This is a genomic window from Azospirillum aestuarii, from assembly GCF_016632405.1.
Lineage (GTDB): Bacteria > Pseudomonadota > Alphaproteobacteria > Azospirillales > Azospirillaceae > Azospirillum > Azospirillum aestuarii.
Genome location: NZ_JAEPIV010000037.1, coordinates 1 through 17,176 on the forward strand (window position 1 = coordinate 1; position 17,176 = coordinate 17,176).

The 17,176-nt window shown below is 67.1% G+C and carries 15 protein-coding genes and 5 pseudogenes; 12 read left to right on the forward strand and 8 right to left on the reverse strand.

Features of this window, described 5'->3' with window-relative positions; genetic code table 11:
- Nucleotides 1–292, reverse strand: a pseudogene (locus JJL56_RS29475) (DDE-type integrase/transposase/recombinase); the annotation flags it as partial.
- Nucleotides 293–299: 7 nt separating this feature from the next.
- On the opposite strand from JJL56_RS29475, the pseudogene JJL56_RS29480 reads away from it, so the two are divergent.
- Nucleotides 300–716 (forward strand): annotated as a pseudogene (locus JJL56_RS29480) (transposase family protein); the annotation flags it as partial.
- Between the two features lie 14 nt (nt 717–730).
- On the opposite strand, the pseudogene JJL56_RS29485 reads toward JJL56_RS29480, so the two are convergent.
- Together JJL56_RS29485 and JJL56_RS29490 are read right to left on the reverse strand one after the other, a co-directional pair.
- Nucleotides 731–940, reverse strand: a pseudogene (locus JJL56_RS29485) (SDR family NAD(P)-dependent oxidoreductase); the annotation flags it as partial.
- Nucleotides 941–969: 29 nt separating this feature from the next.
- Nucleotides 970–1,776 carry an SDR family NAD(P)-dependent oxidoreductase gene (locus JJL56_RS29490; RefSeq protein ID WP_200487392.1) on the reverse strand — a complete coding sequence of 269 codons (807 nt, stop codon included), beginning with the start codon at nt 1,774–1,776 and terminating at the stop codon, nt 970–972.
- 134 nt (nt 1,777–1,910) lie between these two features.
- On the opposite strand from JJL56_RS29490, the gene JJL56_RS29495 reads away from it, so the two are divergent.
- The gene (locus JJL56_RS29495) at nt 1,911–2,846 is read left to right on the forward strand and encodes a GlxA family transcriptional regulator (protein WP_247891321.1); all 936 of its coding nucleotides are present in this window, start codon (nt 1,911–1,913) and stop codon (nt 2,844–2,846) included.
- Nucleotides 2,847–2,934: 88 nt separating this feature from the next.
- Here the strand turns inward: JJL56_RS29495 and JJL56_RS29500 are convergent, their stop codons facing one another.
- Nucleotides 2,935–3,573 (reverse strand): recombinase family protein, encoded by a 639-nt coding sequence (locus JJL56_RS29500; protein WP_200487396.1) that lies wholly within the window; start codon nt 3,571–3,573, stop codon nt 2,935–2,937.
- A 235-nt stretch (nt 3,574–3,808) separates the two neighbouring features.
- Between JJL56_RS29500 and JJL56_RS33460 the strand changes: the two genes are divergently transcribed.
- The 6 genes from JJL56_RS33460 (at nt 3,809) to JJL56_RS29530 (ending at nt 8,172) form a co-directional block, all read left to right on the forward strand.
- Nucleotides 3,809–3,967 carry a hypothetical protein gene (locus JJL56_RS33460; protein WP_247891323.1) on the forward strand — a complete coding sequence of 53 codons (159 nt, stop codon included), beginning with the start codon at nt 3,809–3,811 and terminating at the stop codon, nt 3,965–3,967.
- A gap of 32 nt (nt 3,968–3,999) precedes the next feature.
- Nucleotides 4,000–4,308, forward strand: coding sequence for a hypothetical protein (locus JJL56_RS29510; RefSeq protein ID WP_200487398.1), 309 nt, complete (start codon nt 4,000–4,002; stop codon nt 4,306–4,308).
- Between the two features lie 62 nt (nt 4,309–4,370).
- Nucleotides 4,371–4,625, forward strand: coding sequence for a DUF4167 domain-containing protein (locus JJL56_RS29515; protein ID WP_200487399.1), 255 nt, complete (start codon nt 4,371–4,373; stop codon nt 4,623–4,625).
- A gap of 127 nt (nt 4,626–4,752) precedes the next feature.
- The gene (locus JJL56_RS29520) at nt 4,753–5,520 is read left to right on the forward strand and encodes a class I SAM-dependent methyltransferase (protein ID WP_200487400.1); all 768 of its coding nucleotides are present in this window, start codon (nt 4,753–4,755) and stop codon (nt 5,518–5,520) included.
- A 371-nt stretch (nt 5,521–5,891) separates the two neighbouring features.
- A complete protein-coding gene (locus tag JJL56_RS34105; RefSeq protein WP_425599156.1) occupies nt 5,892–6,128 on the forward strand; it encodes a transposase in 237 nt (78 codons plus the stop codon).
- 385 nt (nt 6,129–6,513) lie between these two features.
- Nucleotides 6,514–8,172: a Hint domain-containing protein gene (locus JJL56_RS29530; RefSeq protein ID WP_200487401.1), complete on the forward strand. Its 1,659-nt coding sequence runs from the start codon at nt 6,514–6,516 to the stop codon at nt 8,170–8,172.
- Nucleotides 8,173–8,179: 7 nt separating this feature from the next.
- Here the strand turns inward: JJL56_RS29530 and JJL56_RS29535 are convergent, their stop codons facing one another.
- The 3 genes from JJL56_RS29535 to JJL56_RS29545 all read right to left on the reverse strand — a co-directional run bounded on the left by JJL56_RS29535 (nt 8,180) and on the right by JJL56_RS29545 (nt 12,588).
- A complete protein-coding gene (locus JJL56_RS29535) occupies nt 8,180–9,352 on the reverse strand; it encodes an FAD-dependent oxidoreductase (protein WP_200487402.1) in 1,173 nt (390 codons plus the stop codon).
- A 19-nt stretch (nt 9,353–9,371) separates the two neighbouring features.
- Nucleotides 9,372–11,216, reverse strand: a complete 1,845-nt coding sequence (locus tag JJL56_RS29540) for a LodA/GoxA family CTQ-dependent oxidase (protein ID WP_200487403.1) — start codon at nt 11,214–11,216, stop codon at nt 9,372–9,374.
- A 61-nt stretch (nt 11,217–11,277) separates the two neighbouring features.
- The gene (locus JJL56_RS29545; RefSeq protein ID WP_200487404.1) at nt 11,278–12,588 is read right to left on the reverse strand and encodes a ferritin-like protein; all 1,311 of its coding nucleotides are present in this window, start codon (nt 12,586–12,588) and stop codon (nt 11,278–11,280) included.
- A gap of 365 nt (nt 12,589–12,953) precedes the next feature.
- Between JJL56_RS29545 and JJL56_RS29550 the strand changes: the two genes are divergently transcribed.
- Nucleotides 12,954–14,867 carry a di-heme oxidoredictase family protein gene (locus JJL56_RS29550; protein WP_200487405.1) on the forward strand — a complete coding sequence of 638 codons (1,914 nt, stop codon included), beginning with the start codon at nt 12,954–12,956 and terminating at the stop codon, nt 14,865–14,867.
- 4 nt (nt 14,868–14,871) lie between these two features.
- Here the strand turns inward: JJL56_RS29550 and JJL56_RS33465 are convergent.
- Nucleotides 14,872–15,165: pseudogene (locus JJL56_RS33465) on the reverse strand (IS3 family transposase); the annotation flags it as partial.
- A 47-nt stretch (nt 15,166–15,212) separates the two neighbouring features.
- Here JJL56_RS33465 and JJL56_RS29555 point away from each other — a divergent pair.
- From JJL56_RS29555 to JJL56_RS29570, 3 genes and pseudogenes are all read left to right on the forward strand, one after another.
- Nucleotides 15,213–15,330: pseudogene (locus JJL56_RS29555) on the forward strand (IS5/IS1182 family transposase); the annotation flags it as partial.
- An 82-nt stretch (nt 15,331–15,412) separates the two neighbouring features.
- Nucleotides 15,413–16,256, forward strand: a protein-coding gene (locus JJL56_RS34110) for an IS5 family transposase (RefSeq protein WP_425599155.1) whose coding sequence is annotated in 2 segments (ribosomal slippage) — nt 15,413–15,789 and nt 15,788–16,256 — 846 coding nt in all. Because the reading frame shifts where the segments join, the coding sequence is not laid out codon by codon here.
- A 351-nt stretch (nt 16,257–16,607) separates the two neighbouring features.
- A complete protein-coding gene (locus JJL56_RS29570; protein ID WP_200487409.1) occupies nt 16,608–17,063 on the forward strand; it encodes a nuclear transport factor 2 family protein in 456 nt (151 codons plus the stop codon).
- Nucleotides 17,064–17,176 lie beyond the last annotated feature (113 nt).

Here is a 17,176-nt window from a genome sequence, read left to right on the forward strand (position 1 = left end):
TGAAGCGTGGACTGGTGAACTGGCTGCCCTGATCGGTGTTGAAGATGTCCGGCCGTCCGTGCCGCGCCATCGCCTCCTCCACGGCCTCGATGCAGAACTCGACGTCCATGGTATTCGACAGCCGCCATGCCAGAACGCGGCGGGATGCCCAGTCCATGACGGCGACCAGGTACAGGAAGCCGCGGCGCATGGGAATGTACGTGATATCACTGCACCACACCTGGTCGGGGCGGTCGATGGTCAGGTCGCGCAGCAGGTATGGCCAGATCTTGTGCTCGGGATGCGGCACCGTCGCCCATGATCGCGTTGTTGTGGCCGTGCGTGCTCGCGCCGCTGCGGCGGCCTGCCCGGTGTGCCGACGTCCGTCGCGTCGCGTTCACAGTCGTTACAGCCGCCGCCTCGGCGACCTGCCTTGGCAGGGTCGGATCGGCCAACTCGACCTCCAGGTTCGCCGGTTCCGCTGCGCCGCTGTGGAGTGTCCGCGCCGCATCTTCGCCGAACGCCTGCCGGCCGTCGCCTTGCCGAAGGTTCGGCGGACCGTCCGGCTCTCGGAGGCGCAACGGCGCATCGCCCTCAGCGCCGGCGGCGAGGCTGGTGCCCGCTTGGCGGCATGCCTGGCCATGCCGGTCAGCGGCGACACGCTGTTACGCCTGATCCGGGCGGCTCCCCTGCCGGCGGTGCCGTCGCCGCGCGTCATCGGCATCGACGACTGGTCCTCCGCCACCAACCCCTCCGCGGCGGTGGCGATGCTCGCGGGGTCGGTGATGTCCAGCTCCAAGCCCGCCATGCCGGGGTTGGCGGCGGTCACGGCGTCCAGAAGCTGGCGGCGGCGGCCGGCGATGATGACCTGGTTGCCCAGACGATGGAACGCCTCGGCCAGCGCGCGGCCGATGCCGGAGGTGGCGCCCGTGATGAAGATGGTATTATCGGTGAGCTGCATGGGGCGGATCGTCCTTGATTGGGGGCGCGTCAGGCGGCCGGCACGGCGCGGTAGCGCGCGGCGGGCTCGCTGCGGGACAGGTTGGGCAACATGGCTTGGCGGGCGGCCTCGTAGGCCTGCCACTGCGCGGCGTCGGGCAGGGCCGGGATGGTCACCAGTTCGCCTATGTCAAGGCCAGCCAGCGCGGCATCGACCATGGCCTCGGCGGGCATGACGATCTCGCCCGGCAGATGCTCGACCGGCGTGCCGGCGACGCCCCAGAAATCGGTGGCCGTTGCACCGGGCAGCACCGCCTGGACCCGCAGGCCCTTGCTCGCCAGCTCGTGGTGCAGCGATTGGGTCAGCGCCAGGACGAAGGCCTTGGCGCCGCCATAGACGCCGTTGAGGATCTCCGGCCCGATGGCCACGATGGAGGCGATGTTGACGATGGTGCCGTGCCCGCGCGCCATGAAGGCGGGGGCCGCCGCGTAGGTCAGCCGCATCAGCGCCGTCACGTCGAGGTCGATCATCCGCTCCATGGCATCGACATCGGCTGAGAGCAGCGGGGCGGTCGCACCGACCCCAGCATTGTTGACCAGCGTGGTGATGCTGGCGTCGGTCGCCAGCATCCGCTCCACCGCGCGCAGGTCGGCCTTGTCGCCCAGATCGGCGGCGACGACCTCGACGGAGCGGCCGGTGCGGTCGGCGATCTGCGCGGCGAGGCCGGCGAGCTTGCCGCGGTTGCGCGCCACCAGGATCAGGTCATGGCCGCGGGCGGCCAGCCGGTCGGCATAGATCGCGCCGATGCCGGAGGAGGCGCCAGTGATGAGCGCGGTGCCGAGAGGGGAGAGGCTCATGGTCTTTCGTCCTGTCTCTTTGGTCTTGTTTGCGGGCCGCGTCGGTGCCGCCCGGCGTGAGGACATCATTAAAGCCCCTGGAGCTTGGCATGAATGTCGTATATCCCTCGTTTCAGGACATGAGGGATTCCGTCATGCGCATCGGTTTTGTTATTTTTCCGGGTTTCCAGATGATGAGTCTGGCCGCCGGCTCGGTGTTCGAATTCGCCAATCTCTGCGCGGGCGAACCGCTCTATGAGCTGATCACCGTGTCGGAGCGTGGCGGACCGGTGCGCAGTTCCACCGGCATGGCGGTGGACAGCGTGTGCTTCGCGGAGCAGGACTTCGACACGGTGCTGGTCGGCGGCGGGGTGGAGGTGCCCCGGCCCAGCGACGGGCTGCGCACCTGGATCGCCAGCCGCCTGCCCGCCGTGCGGCGCCTGGGCGCGATCTGCACCGGCGCCTTCGTGCTCGCCGAGTCCGGGGTGCTGAACGGGCGCCGCGCCACCACACACTGGCTGGTGGCGCGCGAACTGGGGGAGCGGTTTCCGGCCATCCAGGTGGAGGAGGACCGCATCTTCATCATCGACGGCCCGGTCTGGAGTTCGGCCGGCATGACGGCGGGCGTCGATCTGGCCCTGGCGATGGTGGAGAAGGATCTCGGCAGCGACGTCGCGCGGTCGGTCGCCCGCAAGCTGGTCATGTACCATCGCCGCGGCGGCGGCCAGACCCAGCATTCGGAGCTGCTGGAGATGGCGGCGAAGTCCGACCGCATCGAGGCGGCGCTGACCTACGCGCGGCAGAACCTGAGGAACCCGTTGACGGTAGAGGAACTGGCCGATGAAGTGGCGTTGAGCCCGCGCCAATTCAGCCGCGCCTTCCGGGCGGAGACCGGGCAATCCCCGGCCAAGGCGGTGGAGCAACTGCGGCTGGAGGCGGCGCGGCTGATGCTGGAGCAGACGCGGCATCCGGTCGAGATCATCGCCCGCGAGAGCGGCTTCGCCGATCCGGAGCGCATGCGGCGCGCCTTCCTGCGCGCCTTCGGCCAGCCGCCCCAGGCGATGCGACGGGTGGCGCGGCTGACGGTGTGATCGGCCGGGATGCCCACAGCGCTTCTGGGGGGCGCCATGGAACGGGCAAGACCGTACACGGAGCGGACAGAAAGAGGATGAGGCTGTTTCAAGGGGCGTCGGGGTCCGCTCCAAGATCGGCCGCAACTCCGTTCCGTGCGCGTTTCACGATTGCGGAGACGGTGTTTTTGCTGAGCCCCAACTCCCGACCGATCAGGCGATAACTGCGCCCTTGGGCCACCAGCGCCAGCACCTTGGGCGCCAGCCGGTCCGACTTTGGCCGTTGTCCGAGCTGCCGACCGAGCGTTTTGCCGCGGGCCTTGGCCGCAGCAAGGCCGGATCGGACCCGTTCGCGCAGCAGGTCACGTTCGAACTCGGCGATGCCGGCGAGCACGGTGGCCATCATACGGCCGGCGGCGCTCGCCAAATCGAAGGTCATGCCGCTCAGCGCGATCACCGAAACCCGCCGAGCTTCCAACTCGCGCAAGGTTTCTAGCAGGTCCAGCGTGCTGCGGCCCCAGCGCGACAGTTCCGTCACCAAGACGACATCGATATGCCGGGCCTGGGCGAGGGCCATGACCTTGCGGCGTTCGACGCGGTCGAGCTTCACCCCGGAGCCGGTTTCCTTGAAAACGCCCACCACCTCGTAGCCGGCGCGGGCGGCGAAGGCGAGCAGGTCGCGCTCCTGGCGCGCACAGGACTGGTCGGTGGTGGAGACCTGACAATAGAGCGCGGCGCGCTGTCCCACTTGAACCCTCCTGGCGCGGTGGCCGTCAAACCCGCGCTCCGGCTAAGGGCGCCATCAGCCAAAACAGACTATACTCCAACTGGGACAGCTCCTCCATGCCGCGCCGTCGCGTCTTCACCGACGCTCAGATCACCGCTCTGTTTGCCCTGCCCACCGCCGAGGCCGTCAACCAAGCCCTTGCCCGGCTGACGGGCTTGCCGACGACCTGCGAGACCCGTACCTGCGGAGCCGTGTCCTGACCAGGCGCGAGGCCGAATCGAGTTCCGGCATCGAGGGCACGCATTCGACTCTCGACGAACGGCTTGTCGTTGAGGAGACCGAAGTCGATCATTTCGCAACTTCCGACAAGCCACCATATTCGCTGGAGCGGATCGGTTGGAACTTGATAGGTTGAGCGAGGCTTCAATCGGTGAAGGGGTGTCTTGGATGCCGCTGACGGAAAGGACCGCCCAAGGCGATCAATACGTCCTTCCCGGCGCGGAACGCCGGACCGAGCCCGGCCTCCACTACGCCGCCGAGCCCAACGGCCAGCTCGCCCTGCATTTCTACGAGCCTCCCCGAGCCGACAAGCGTGACCCCGGCAAGCCGCTTCCTTTGTCGCGTCCCCTTCCTCGCCCCACGCCGATCAACGACGGTCCGCTCGCCGGCCGTATTGCGTTCTTCCCGCAGGTTATGAATGATGTGGCCGACGCTCTTCGAGCGTTTTCCGACGTGACGAAAGGAAGCCGGGATTAAAGCGTTTGGAAATCAACCTTCGCTCCTGATCGCGGTCCACCGCTCCCCGAGGAACAACGTTCATGCCTTTCGACAATCCGGCGGGTGATCGAGCCCGTCGGCAGCCACGGTTCGGTAAAGCGGCCCAACGGCAATCCGTACAGGGAGCCCCGACGCGAGCGCAACCGAAGGTCAATGGTTCCGCCCAGCAGAAGCACGCCCAGTGGCGCGCCCGCGCCGGCGGTGCCGAGCGATCCGGCGATGCCGTCGAAGCCGAAACCTGTCGTCAGCACGCGGAGCACTGGTTCCGTGTGACCCATGGCCGCAACGATCCCTGAGGCTCCGCTGATCCACCTTGAGCGGTGCCCTCGGGCCGTGGCGACGTGGCTCAGGCCAAATGGCCTCCGGAAAACCCGGCGCGGTTCAGGCCCTCGACTGGCGAGACTATGAGGAGATGGGAGTGAGATGATAAATCGGTACGGAAAACTTGCCTCCTGGGTCTATCATATCGACAAGCCAATAGGCCGCTCATTTGGGGATCAGGAGTACTATCGGCAGCGTCTTGAACAGTGCCGTCGTGGCCCCATTCTGGAGCCTGCCGTCGGCAATGGCCGCCTTCTCGTGCCCCTTATCGAAGCCGGGTTTTCAGTCGAGGGCTTCGATGCATCCGCCGAGATGCTCGAATATTGCCAAGACGAGTGCCGAAAGCGAAAGCTCACCGTCAGCCTGACGCAGCAGACATTCGAGACTTTTGCCTATGACAAGCACTTTGCCGCTATCATCATGCCAGCAGGGTCGTTTCAGTTGATTGCGAACACACTCTCGGCCGGCGCGGTGTTGAAGCGCTTTTATGATCATTTGCTTCCCGACGGGAGCTTGATCGTCGACCTCGATCCAATCGGGAGTTTTCTGGGTCCTTCGGGTTCTGTCCGTTCGTGGACCACCGATGATGGTGACCTGCTGACGCTGACCGACCATCGAGTTGAAACCAACTATGTCGCGCAAACTACATTGTCCCACCTTCGCTATGAGCACTGGCAAGGCGGAAACCTAACAACGACCGAGCTCGACTTGTTCAAACTGCGTTGGTGGGGCGTCAATGAATTTGTGCTCGCTCTGAATGCTGCCGGGTTTGTGGACGTGGTCGTGTCCGGTAACTACCAGCATGGACAAGCACCGCAGAAAGACGACGACATCATCAGCTTTGAAGCGCGCCGGCCGACGGGGAGATGAGATACCAAATAGCGTGCTGCTGCGCGACGGGCGGGGTCGCAGGCGGGGAAGGACGGACTTTCCTGGCTCGGCGAGACCTTGTTGCAGTGAGGTGGCCGGTTGTGGGAATCAGGGCGTCGCGGATGTAGGCCTCCCCTTTTTCTGCCGTTCCGGTCTGATCATGCCGTTCAAAGTCAACGCGTCCCGTCGCCATCACATCCTGAAGCACCGCCATCGACTTCGCAACTGGGCGGACTATGATGCGGGGCTTCGGGCGTGGGGCAGCCTGAGGGTTTGGTTCACGGCCGAGACGGTGGTCCGCTGGCGGGCGGAAACACGCTCCACCCCCCGGCGGCCAGCGGACCTATTCGGATCTGGCAATCACGGCCGCCCTGGTTTTACGCGCCGTGTTCCGGCTGCCGCTGCACCAGATCAAAAGTCTGGTCGGCTCCCTCGTCCAGCGGCTTGGTGTTGAGCGCGCCGTTCCGGACCATTCCACCCTCAGCCGAAGCGTCCGGAGCTTGCGCCTGCCGCCGGAGCCAGTCTCCTCGGGAGCTGCTGTGGAGTTGCTCGTCGACAGCACCGGCGTGAAGCTGTGCGGTCCCGGCGAGAGGTTGGTTGAAATGTGAATCGGCGTGGGATTCTGACGCCGATCGGCACGGAATCGCGTTGACAATAATGGAAACTGTGGGGTCCCGACCGCGCGCTGTTTCACAGTCAGGGAGGCTGTTTCAGCGCAATTGTTATGGTGGCAGCCGTACGCGGGAAAGCTGCATGCACGGATCTGTGCGGGGGGCGTTCGGCAACAAGCGTCCCTGCTGCAATCAGCAGCCCTCTCCATGGTTGAAAGCTAAACTAAAGTATAGTCAAATATAAATCCTGAGCTGTCGAAAATCATACATGGGTAATCATGGCGAAATCCCCGGATTTTATGCCGCGCGATACCTTTGTATCCTAAGTAATGATTTTTGTTTGCTCACGAATCAACGAATCATTGATTGGAGCGATTGACTTATGAGCGTTGCATTGACCCAACCCCAGAACGACCGGCTGGTTCACATCCTGGAGGGACTGAAGGCCGGGAACGTCCCGTCGGCGGGCGATCCGGCGCACACGGCGTTCCTGCAGGACAACGCCGAACGCAGCGGGCTGACCCCCGCGCGCTACCCGGGGCTGTTCAAGGCCATCGGGAGCGGAGGCGCGGCGACGGACAGAGCGGCCGAGAGCAGCGGCGTTACCGACGGCCAGTATGTCGAGTTCATTTCGAGCAGTCAGAGCAACAAGGCTGTCACCGCCCGCGCCGTCCTGAGCCGGATCCGGCCGGTGGCCCAGGCCATCGTCTGGTTGAACGTCGTCAACGAGAACGGCAGCACCAAGACCTCGCTGGCCTCCGGTGTCGCGGTCAGCTTCGCCACCCAGACGATCTTCGTGGAGACCAACCTGGAAACCGCCCTGCCGCCGCTGCCGACGGGCACGATGACCGGCATCATCTCCTTCGCGATCACCTACCAGGACGGCACGGTCGAGGTGTCCTCGACCGCGGCTCCCTGGGCCTCCCAGGCGTCGCGCGACCCGATTGTCGTCGATCCCGCCATCCGCAGCGACCGCAAGACCGGCGACCTGAACGACATCGTCATCGGTCTGGCGCGCGGCTACGATAATAACGAAGGCACAAGGAATAAAACCGACGTTGATTACTGGTATTGGCAAAATATGCACGATCTTGGCACAAATCCTCTTCTTGTTCCCCTGTCCGGGAGCATGAAGTTCGATTACAAGCTGGCTCCGCTCGACAGCTACCCCCCGTTCTTGGAATTTTACCTGGCTCACAAGGAGGGCGGCATCTCCGAACTGAACGGCGGCGACGCTTCGCGCTACCTGCCGCACTTCCGAATCGACGATGCCGACCCCGAAGGGCGGACGCTGACGTTCCTGCTGAGGCCGCCCTACAACGATGCGGGCGACGCCATCGAATTCCCTTCCAAAAATTGGGTTGCGGACACACAGTCCTTCTTCAGCGCCCGCGTCACCGTGATCTTCGAGGACCATGAAAGGCACGGATCGGGCTGGTCAAGCATCGTCAGCTCGCTGTCGCCGGATACCGATTCGAAGGATGGCGTCGCCTTCATCAAGCCCATCGTCTTTGTCTGGCACTGCCTGGTCGCCGGCACGCAGATCACGCTCGCCGACGGCACGACCAAGGCGGTGGAGGACTTCACGTCCGAGGACGTCGTCGTCAGCGGCGACGGAACCCGGCCGGTGCAGGCAACCCTGGCGCAGCCGCACAGCGGGCCGATCACCGTGCTGGAGTTCGCCGACGGCGCCACCCTCGCCGGATCGGCCACCCACCCGGTGGTGACGCCGGCCGGCACGGTCCATGCGGGGGCGCTGGCGGTCGGCGACACGGTGCTGACCCGCCACGGCACGACGACGGTGACCGCCACCCGCCAGGAGACCCAGACCAACGGCGGGCTGTTCAACCTGTGGCTCGTTCCCGAGGGGGATGGGCCGACGACCATGATCGCCAACGGCATCGTGGTCGGCGACTACCAGATCCAGGTCCAGCTTCTGCGGGACGCCGCCCAGGACGACCGCGCCGTCCGGGCCAAGCTGCCGGAAAGCCTGCACGTGGATTTCGACAGCTGGGTGGCCGACCGGGTGGCATCGGCCTGATCCACGCTCACCGCGCGGCCCGGCGGCTCCAGAAGGGGGCGTCGGGCCAGCGGCCCCCGGCGGCGTAATGGCGGGTCCGCTCGGCCAGATAGCGGCGCAGCGTGTCCTCGGCGCGCCGGGCGTAGACGATCGCGGCGTCGCGCGCCGCGGCGCCGTCGCCGGAGAACCAGCGCAGGATGGTGTCGGTGGCGGCCAGCGCGTCGTCGAGCGCCCCGGCGATGCCGGAGGAGGTCAGCGGGTCGAAGCCGATCAGCGCGTCGCCGACGGCGATCCAGCCGGCGCCGACCGCCCGGTCGACGTGCTGCGAGGCGGCCGAGAAGACCGCCGGGGCCGTTCCGGCGCCGGGGCCGTCTTCCGGCGGAACCAGATCGCGCAGGCGCGTGGTGGCTGCCCAGGCGGAGCGGAAGGTGTCCGCGCCGGCCAGACCGGCGGCGCGGGCGATGTCGTCGTCGGTCATCAGCGTGACGATGGCGCGCCCGCCCGGCAGCACTGCCGCGTACCACCAGCCGATCTCCACCGCCTCCACGAAGGAGCGGCCGTGGAAGCCCCCGCCGGCGGGCCCGGCGGCCGGAGCGGCCTCGACCGCCAGGGCGATCAGGCGGTCGAGCCGCCGCCGCCGCGCGCCGAGCGCGGTCGCCAGCGGCGCCCGCCGGCCGCCGGCGTCCACCACCACGCGGGCGGTCACGCTGCGCCGGCCGCCCGCGTCGCGCAGCCCGACGGTCCAGCCGCCCTCCGGCCGGCGTTCGATCCCGGCGAGGGTGGCGGGGGCCAGGAGGCGGGCGCCGCGCTCCGCCGCCGCCTCGCGCAGCCAGCGGTCGAAGCGGGCGCGGTCGAGATGCCAGCCGTGCCCGCTGCCCCGCCGCAGGAAGTCGTCGGCGCCCTCCCCGTCGCCGCTCCACAGGCTGAGATTGCCGTGGTAGGGGCGGTGGCCGAGGCGCCCAAGATCGTCCGGTAGGCCGAGCCGGGCCAGCAGCGCTCCGACGTTGGGCGTCGCCGATTCGCCGACCCGTAGCGCCGCCCGCTCCGGCGAGCCGTGGGCGGCGCGGTCGACCAGGACCACGCGCGGCACGCCGGCCGCGCGCAGGGCGAGCGCGGTGGCGGAGCCGGCCGGCCCCGCCCCCACGATCAGGACGTCCGCCGCTTCCGTGGCCGGAGGCGCGCCCGGAAGCGGGGCGCGCAACGCCTCAGGGGACAACGCTTCAGGGGACATCGGCCACCAGCGGCCGCGCCGGCTCGCCGATTCCCGCGGTGTCGCCCTGGGAACCGGGCGTGCGGGGAAGCCGGCGCGCCACCTCGACGAAATAGGGATCGTCGGCGCTGCCGATGTTGAAGACGAAGCCGAGCTGGTCCCACAGCGTCACCATGTCCAGATCGTCGGCGAACTGGATGTAGTCGTCGGCCTTCTGGTTGTACTCGGTGCCGATCCACGACACCTGCGGCCCCAGGGCCGGGCTGGGCTCGGCCAGGAGGGCCTTGGGATCGGGCGGCAGATAGACGAATTCCGGCCGCTGCGCCGGCCACCACCACAGGATTCGGCCCTCGATGGGCTGCGACGAGCATTCGTTGAAGTCGGCCTGCCAGGGGACGGCCATGTAGCGGCTGACGTCGCCCGGCTCCATGCCCGTCGCCGGATCGAAGCCGAGGCTGAGCGGGCCGGACACGTCCGGCCGCGCCTTGATGCGGAAGGCGCCGTCGTAGATGGCCGGGTTGCGGGAGATCCAGGTCATCTCGATGCCCGGCGAGAAGGCGCCGCCGACGCAGTTGGCCAGCACGCCGCGGGTGACCGGATCGCCGGCGGTCTCGGCCCCCGGCTCGAACCAGCCGTCGGCCCATTGCTGGAGGAGGAAATACTGGGTGTCGGTCAGGCGCAGGTACTTCGAGGTCGCCACGGTGACGGTGCCGGGTTTCGAGGCGCCCAGCGCGTCGTCGCCGGCCAGATAGGGCATGGCGGTGGCGCCGGTGCTGGCGTTCACCAGGACGTTGTCCGCGCCGGGCGGGCGGATGATGTCGAGGATGTAGGCGCGGAACCCGTTGAGCTTGGGATCCGGATCGCCGAGCCTGCCGAAATCGAAGCTGTGCGGCTTCGGCGGGATCGCCGCGACCCAGGGGTAGCGGGCGACGCGCTCGAAGATCGGCTTGATGTCGGTCTCGAAGAAGGGCTTGTAGCCGGTCGGCCCGGTCTTCCACATCCCGTCCGCGAACAGGTCGGCCCGGAGTCCCTGCTTGCGCACCACGACGTCGAAGATGGTGTCGTACAGCGTCACCAGATTGGGGATCTGCGGCGCGTAGGAGGGCGGTCCGACCATCACCCAGGCGCCGCCGATCTCCAGGTCGGGGGGGCCGTCCTCTCCGTCCAGCAGGCTGATCTTCACCGACACCGGCCCGTCCGAGGTGTCGTCCCACCAGCCGTCGTTGTTGGCGTATTGCCCGATGTGGGGCGACGGCCTGTCCGATCCGGAATGCCCCAGCCCGCCCAGCACCAGAAGGCGACCCTCTTCGTCGGTGCGCAGTTCGCCCAGCGTGTCGATGTGGTAGGGCTTCAGCCCCTCCGGCGGAAAGCTGCCGGCGTAGCCCGGCGGGATGGTGTCGCGCGAGAAGTGCTCGGCCGGGGCGTCGCTTCCCTCGATCGAGCGGGGACCGGCGTCGATGATCAGGGCGCGCCGATCCTCCGCGCTGGTCCGGTCGGCGTTGCGCAGCGGGTGGTTCGACGCGTAGCCGTCCTCGCCCTTCGAGGTCTGGAACTCGTACCAGCTCGACTTCTTGTTGGCGAGGTGGACGTACCAGCGGATCGAGGCCACGCCCTTGCTTTTCAACGTGACCTCCTCGGGCGGTCCGCCGTCGACACTGCGCATCAGGCGGAAGCGCGCCGCCTGCCGGCACAGCCGGCCTTCGTCGTCGCGGAAATCCTGCTCCCCGACGGTCCGGCCGTCGGGCAGGGTGGGCAGGCCGCCCTCCGTCTCGGGGCCGATGTAGAAGGCCGTCGGCGCGTTGCCGACGCGGGCGATGCCGATGGCGGGGACGATGGAATAGACGGTGTTGGACATGGTTTTCCCCTCGCTGTCCCGATCTGGCCGGGCTGGGTGGTGCCGTTTGGGCGGTGCCGGGTTACAGCCCGAGTCCGGTGGCGTCGGAGCGGCTCTTCAGCGTCCGGACGCCGTCGATCACCCCGTGCAGCGCCTCCCGGTGCTTGGGGGCCGGGCCCGGCGGGGCGGGCGGCGCCACCGGGGCGACGAGCAGCGGGGGCAGCCCCTGGCCGGCCAGCAGTTTGTCGAGGGCCTGCAGCGCCGCGAGGAAGCCGTCGAAGCTGGCGCCCTCGACATACTCGAAGGTCGGGGCGGCGTTGGGCCCGACCGTTGGGTCGCCGTCGGGGAAGACGGGAAGCTGCATCACCAGATTGGCCAGGGTCGGCAGCTGGTTGTGCATCAGCGGCAGGGCCAGCGTGAAATAGGAGTCCGCTGCGCCGCCCGCCTTGGTGAAGGAGGCCTCCAGGCTCTGCAGCATCACGCTGTAGCCGATGTTGAACGCCTTGACCGCCTGGACGGCCGTGGCGTTGGTGAAGTCCGACACCCGCGGGTTGGAGACGATGGGAAGCGTGTCGGGGAAATCCGGCGCGTCGGCCACGCGCAGGAACTTGTAATAGTGCGACAGCTCGTAGGGCGTGCCGAGGATCGGCCCGTAGGTGCCATCGGTGCGGGCGCCGTAATGCTCGTAGGCGCCGTAGGGCTGCTGGGGGACCAGCGGGTGGGTCGGGTTCACCGCGCCCTCGCCCTGCTGGACGATCTGCTGGATGCCGAGCTGGGCGCTGTCCACGTCGGTCACCTTCACGGCCTTGCCGCCGAACTTGCCGAGGTAGATGTCGGTGCGCTGCTCGGCCGCCGGATTCTCGGCGAAGACCTTGTCCGTGCCGTACTGGCCGACGCAGTACCCGATGCCGTCCCACAGGGCCTTGTAGAGCTGGCCGATGGTCTGGTAGTCGCTGCCCTGCGGCGGCGCGGTGAAGGGGGCGGGGGTCTCGATCGCCATGAAGACGTTGCGGAACACCGCCTGCGAGGCGCGGTACAGCCCGACATAAGGCGTGGCGGTGGTGCTGGCCGAGGGCAGATAGGCCGGGTAGACGGGCACCACGCTCCCGGTCAGCTTGGGTTGCCCGCCGATGCCGACCAGGATGTTGGCCGCCTGGTTGAGGTGGAACATCTCCTCCACCACGACGCTGCGCAGGGCCTGGTAGGCGGCCGAACCCTTGTCGGTGATCGAGTAGAGCGCCGTCAGATAGGCGGGCACCGTGGTGAATTCGACCTGGATCGCCAGTTGCGCGGCGGCGCGCAGGTCCGCGAGGGTCGAAATCGGCGTGTAGGCGACCGACAGTGGGGCCGCCGCCTTCCCCTGCGGCCGCTCCAGAAGACATTGTTCAGTCATGGTCCGCGTCCCTCCCGCTCGGTGATGCCGCTCGCGCGCCGCTGTTCCGGTGCGCGTTGATGCGTCGCGTGCGCCAACTATCTGGAAGAAATTTCAAAGAATCAACGAGTCAATGTCCGGTACCGAATGCACATACAATGATATGATTTTTGACAATTCGCACAGTTCTCCGAATTATATTTTAACGAGTACGAATAATTTCGGTATTTTCGGCATTGCAGATCACAAGAAATTAGATTTCTAAGTATACTGACATGAATTATTTGGTTTGATTTTCGGGAATGCTCCGACAGTATCGGGCGATACGCAAAAATCGGGAGTTCATGCGCATGGCAAGCGTTCGCGTCGCGGCATGGCCAATCGTTATGATGGGCCTTTCCGCGTTCCTCACCTCCAAGGCGGGTGCCCAGCAGGCCAACATCACCGAAAGCGTGACGATCCAGCAGCAGGAGGTGATGAAGGGTGGCGTGCCTCTGCGGCGGATCCTGGAATCCGGCGCGCATTTCTTCAGCTATCCCTACTTCCCGCAGGACGGCTGGGGCGAGGGCGCGGACGGTCCGCGCGCGTGGCAGCGCAAGGCGCTCTACCCGAACTCCCCGTTCAGCCCCTACGCGACGGCGGATGGGACCGTGCCGCCGCCGATCCCCTTCCTGCGCCTGAACGGCATCGACAGCCAGAGCTGCTACGAGTGCCACACCTCGATCGGCGCCACCGTCCAGCCCGACCTCGCCGGCGCCAACCCGCCCGGACCGGCGACCCGCACCCAGCCGGCGATCGGCGGCGCCGCCGGCATCGCCAACAACGCCTTCATCAACAGCCAGTTCCCCAACCCCCTGACCCAACTGGTCCGCAACCCGCCGCACGTGTTCGGGACCGGCTACACCCAGGCACTGGCCAACGAGATCACCGGGCAACTGCTCGGGCAGCAGGCCCTTCTCGCCGACCACGCCCGCTACACGCCCGACAAGCCTGTGACCCTGCCGCTGGCGGCCAAGAACCTGTCCTTCGGCTGGCTCGGCGCCACCTACGACAGCAAGGCGCAGCGGATCGTCTATGATTACAGCCGGCTGACCGGGGTCTCCCCGGATCTGGTCGTGCGCCCGTTCCAGTGGAAGGGCATCGCCTCGTCGGTCCGCCACTTCGCGGCCTCCGCGACCCAGTTCCACTTCAGCATGGAAGGGGTCGAGATCGTCGGGGAGAACAACGACAACGACGCCGACGGGGTGATCAACGAACTGAGCTACGGCAACGTCGGGGCGCTGACGAGCTTCGTCGCGATGACCCGGCCGCCGGTGGTCGAGACGCCGGTCGATCCGGCCGCCAAGGCCAAGGTGGCCCGCGGCGCGGCGCTGTTCGCCGGCACGGCAACCGACGCCGGGCTTCCGGCCGGCAGCGCCATGTGCGCGTCCTGCCATCTTCCGGTGCAGACGCTCGACCGGCCGGTGGTGACGATCGAGTGGGGCACCGTGCTGGGGCATCCCGATCAGGCCGGCTCCGACGCCGGGATCGCGCTGCCCTCGCGGGTCCAGGGGCGCGCCGAGGAAACGCGCAGGCGGACCGTCGCCTCCCCGACCCTGGTCAACGCCCTGCCCAGCACCGACCATCTGCCGGTGGTGCGCGAGGCGCGGGCGCGGCTGGCCAAGGCGTCGGCGGATGCCGGCGCGGCCGTCCGCCAGGGCGCGCCGGACGCGGCGGTCGCCGCCCTCTACGCCAAGGCGGTCACCGATGCCGACACGGTCGCGGTCGGCGGTCTGGAGATCAACCTGAACACGCTGGCGAGCCGGGCGGACCCGTCGATGCCGTGGCGCAATCCGGACGGCGGGAAGGCCGAGGATCAGGCAGGGCCGCTGCCGGCCTACGCCCGCGACCGGCTGCCCTTCAAGACGCCGGACGCTCCCCTGGACGTGCCGCTGCTGAGCGACCTGCGCCTGCACGACATGGGCCCCTGCCTCGCCGACATCGCGCCACAGGGCACCGACGTGGCGGACATCGCCGTTCCCCCGCAGCAATTCCTGACCCGGCCCCTGTGGGGCGTTGCCGACAGCTGGCCTTACCTGCATGACGGACGCGCGCTGGATCTGGTCCAGGCGATCCGCTTCCATGGCGGTACCCGCCCGGACGGCATCGCAGCCGAGTTCCCCTACCAATGCGCCGGCAGCGAAGCGGACCCGGTGATCAACGCCTTCTACGCCTTGAACCCTGGCGACCAACAGGCGCTGATCGCTTATCTGGCGAGTTTGCGTCTGCCGCCCCTGCCTGGAGCGGTGGTGCCGTTCTGACCGAATAGCGCGCTTCGGCTCCGGCGGGCGGAATGGTGTCGACGAGTTCGAGGATGCGCCGGTCATTGAAACAGTCGACCCATTCCAAGGTGGCGAACTCGACGGCCTCCAGGCTACGCCATGATCCGCGGCGCCGGATCGCCTCGGTCTTGTAGAGGCTGTTGATCGTCTCGGCCAAGGCGTGGTTGCTGCGCTGCCCCTTCGGGTTCGTAGGAACGCCGACGCTGCCGACGAAGGGTTCGACGCCAGCGTCGGTAAGGCGTTCCATGTACCGAACGGCAACGATTTCTAGCGCCCGCATGTAAGAGTGCCTAACAAAACGTGGTTTGGGCTGTTGAGAGGGGCGTGGCAGCCCCTCTTGTCTCCGACGCCCTCTGGGCGCTGATTGAACCGTTGCTTCCTGCAGAGCCGCCCGAGCCGAAGGGGTGGGCGGCCCCGTGTGGACAACCGTGCGGCACTGACAGCCCGTTTCGAAAGTCGCGTTGAGGGGGTGATGGTCCAAGGCATCGGCTGTTGACAGGGAAACCCACTACCGGAGACCGCCGATGTGGACGCCCCAGGACCATCGGCTGGTTGGCGATTACGGCGCCGGTCAAGCTCTGAGCGATGACCAGTACCGCCTGATCGAGCCGCTGCTCCCAGCGGCGAAGCCCGGCGCTCGTCCTCGCAGCACGAACATGCGCCGATTGCTGGATGCGCTGTTCTACGTCGTACGGACCGGCTGCCAATGGCGCCACCTTCCACCGTCACCGGCCTTCCCCCCTTGGCCGACCGTCTACCGGTACTTCTGGTCTTTCCTGGAAGCTGGCGTGTGGGAGAGCCTGCGCCATCACTTGGTGGTGATGCTGCGCGAGCAGGAGGGCCGTGATCCGACGCCGTCGGCCGCGATCATCGACACCCAGAGCGTCAAGACGACGGAAAAGGGGCGCCCGAGGCTTTGACGCGGCCAAGAAGGTCAAGGGTCGCAAGCGTCACATCGCGGTCAACACCTCGGGCTTCCTGCTCGGCGTCCTCGTCCACGCCGCCGGCATCCAGGACGCCGACAGCGCCGGAGCGCTGCTGACGCGGATCAAGCGGCTCTACTGCTGGCTGCGAGCGATCTTCGCCGACAGCGGCTATAATCGGATGCCGGTGATCCTCGCCTGTCTTCTGCTCGGACTGACGCTGATCATTGTCCGGCGCATCGCCGGCGGCGGCTTCATCCTCGTCCCGCGCCGCTGGGTGGTCGAACGATCCTTCGGGTGGTTCGGACGGTGGCGACGCTTGTCCAAGGATTACGAGGAATGCACCGACGTCGCCGAAGCCATGGCCACCCTCGCCGCCATCAGGATCATGCTGCACCTCCTCGTTCACCCAAACCGCAACCGCCTACCCTCACCTTACTTCTGATACGGGCTGTGAAATCATATCACCGCCTTTTCGCGACAGCACTAGGGCGGGCGAGTCCGCCCCTTTCCGCTGCAGCTTAAATCTGCTTCCGGCCCATTGCAGTTGTTCGCCGATGGTCGATTTAACGTCGGCGATATGTGACAATCAATCATTGGCGGTCCCTGCCAATTCTGTGTGTGTTGTGCAGGGCTCCTTGTCCTCCTACCGACTGACCTCCGCTGAAGAAGGTGTACCCAATCACTGCTTGCCACTCATTACCCCTGAGGTAATCGACCGCCCCTCTCTTCCCGGGCAGGTTCGAGCATATCGACGCCCCCGCCGGGATCCGGCCACAGCAGCAAGGAGAGCACCGTGCCCGTCAAGTCCAACGCCACCACGGAGAGTTCAGCCACCGCGAGTTCCGTCGCCAACGCCACCCGGGCCGTCGTACAAGAGTTTCTTGCCGCCCGGCTGGCCGGGGACACCGAGCGGCTGGTTGTGCTCTTCGCCGATGAGGTCGATTGGATGCTGGCCGAGAACCCTGTCGCCCCGTGGATCCGCCCGCGGTCCACCGCCGCCGAATGCGCTGCCCAGTTCACAGAGTTGATGGCGTACACCGTACCCGAGGATGCCCGCGCCTTCGTCGACACCTTCCTCGTCGACGGCCCCCACGCAGTCCTGATGGGGCACGTAGCGGGAACTGTGCGCGCAACCGGAAAATCCTTCGCGGGGCCGTTCGCGCTGCACCTCACCGTCGAGAACGGCCGCATCACCCGGCACCGCCTCTACGAGAACAGCCTCTCGATCGCTGAGGCCTGTGCCCCATGAGGGCGTAAGCGGTCGCATCCCGAAGGACTGTGCCTCGGCGGCGCCCTTGTATGACACCCACGACCGCCGCCGAAGGGTGGCAGCACGCATCTTTTCCCGGACCTACCCCAGCT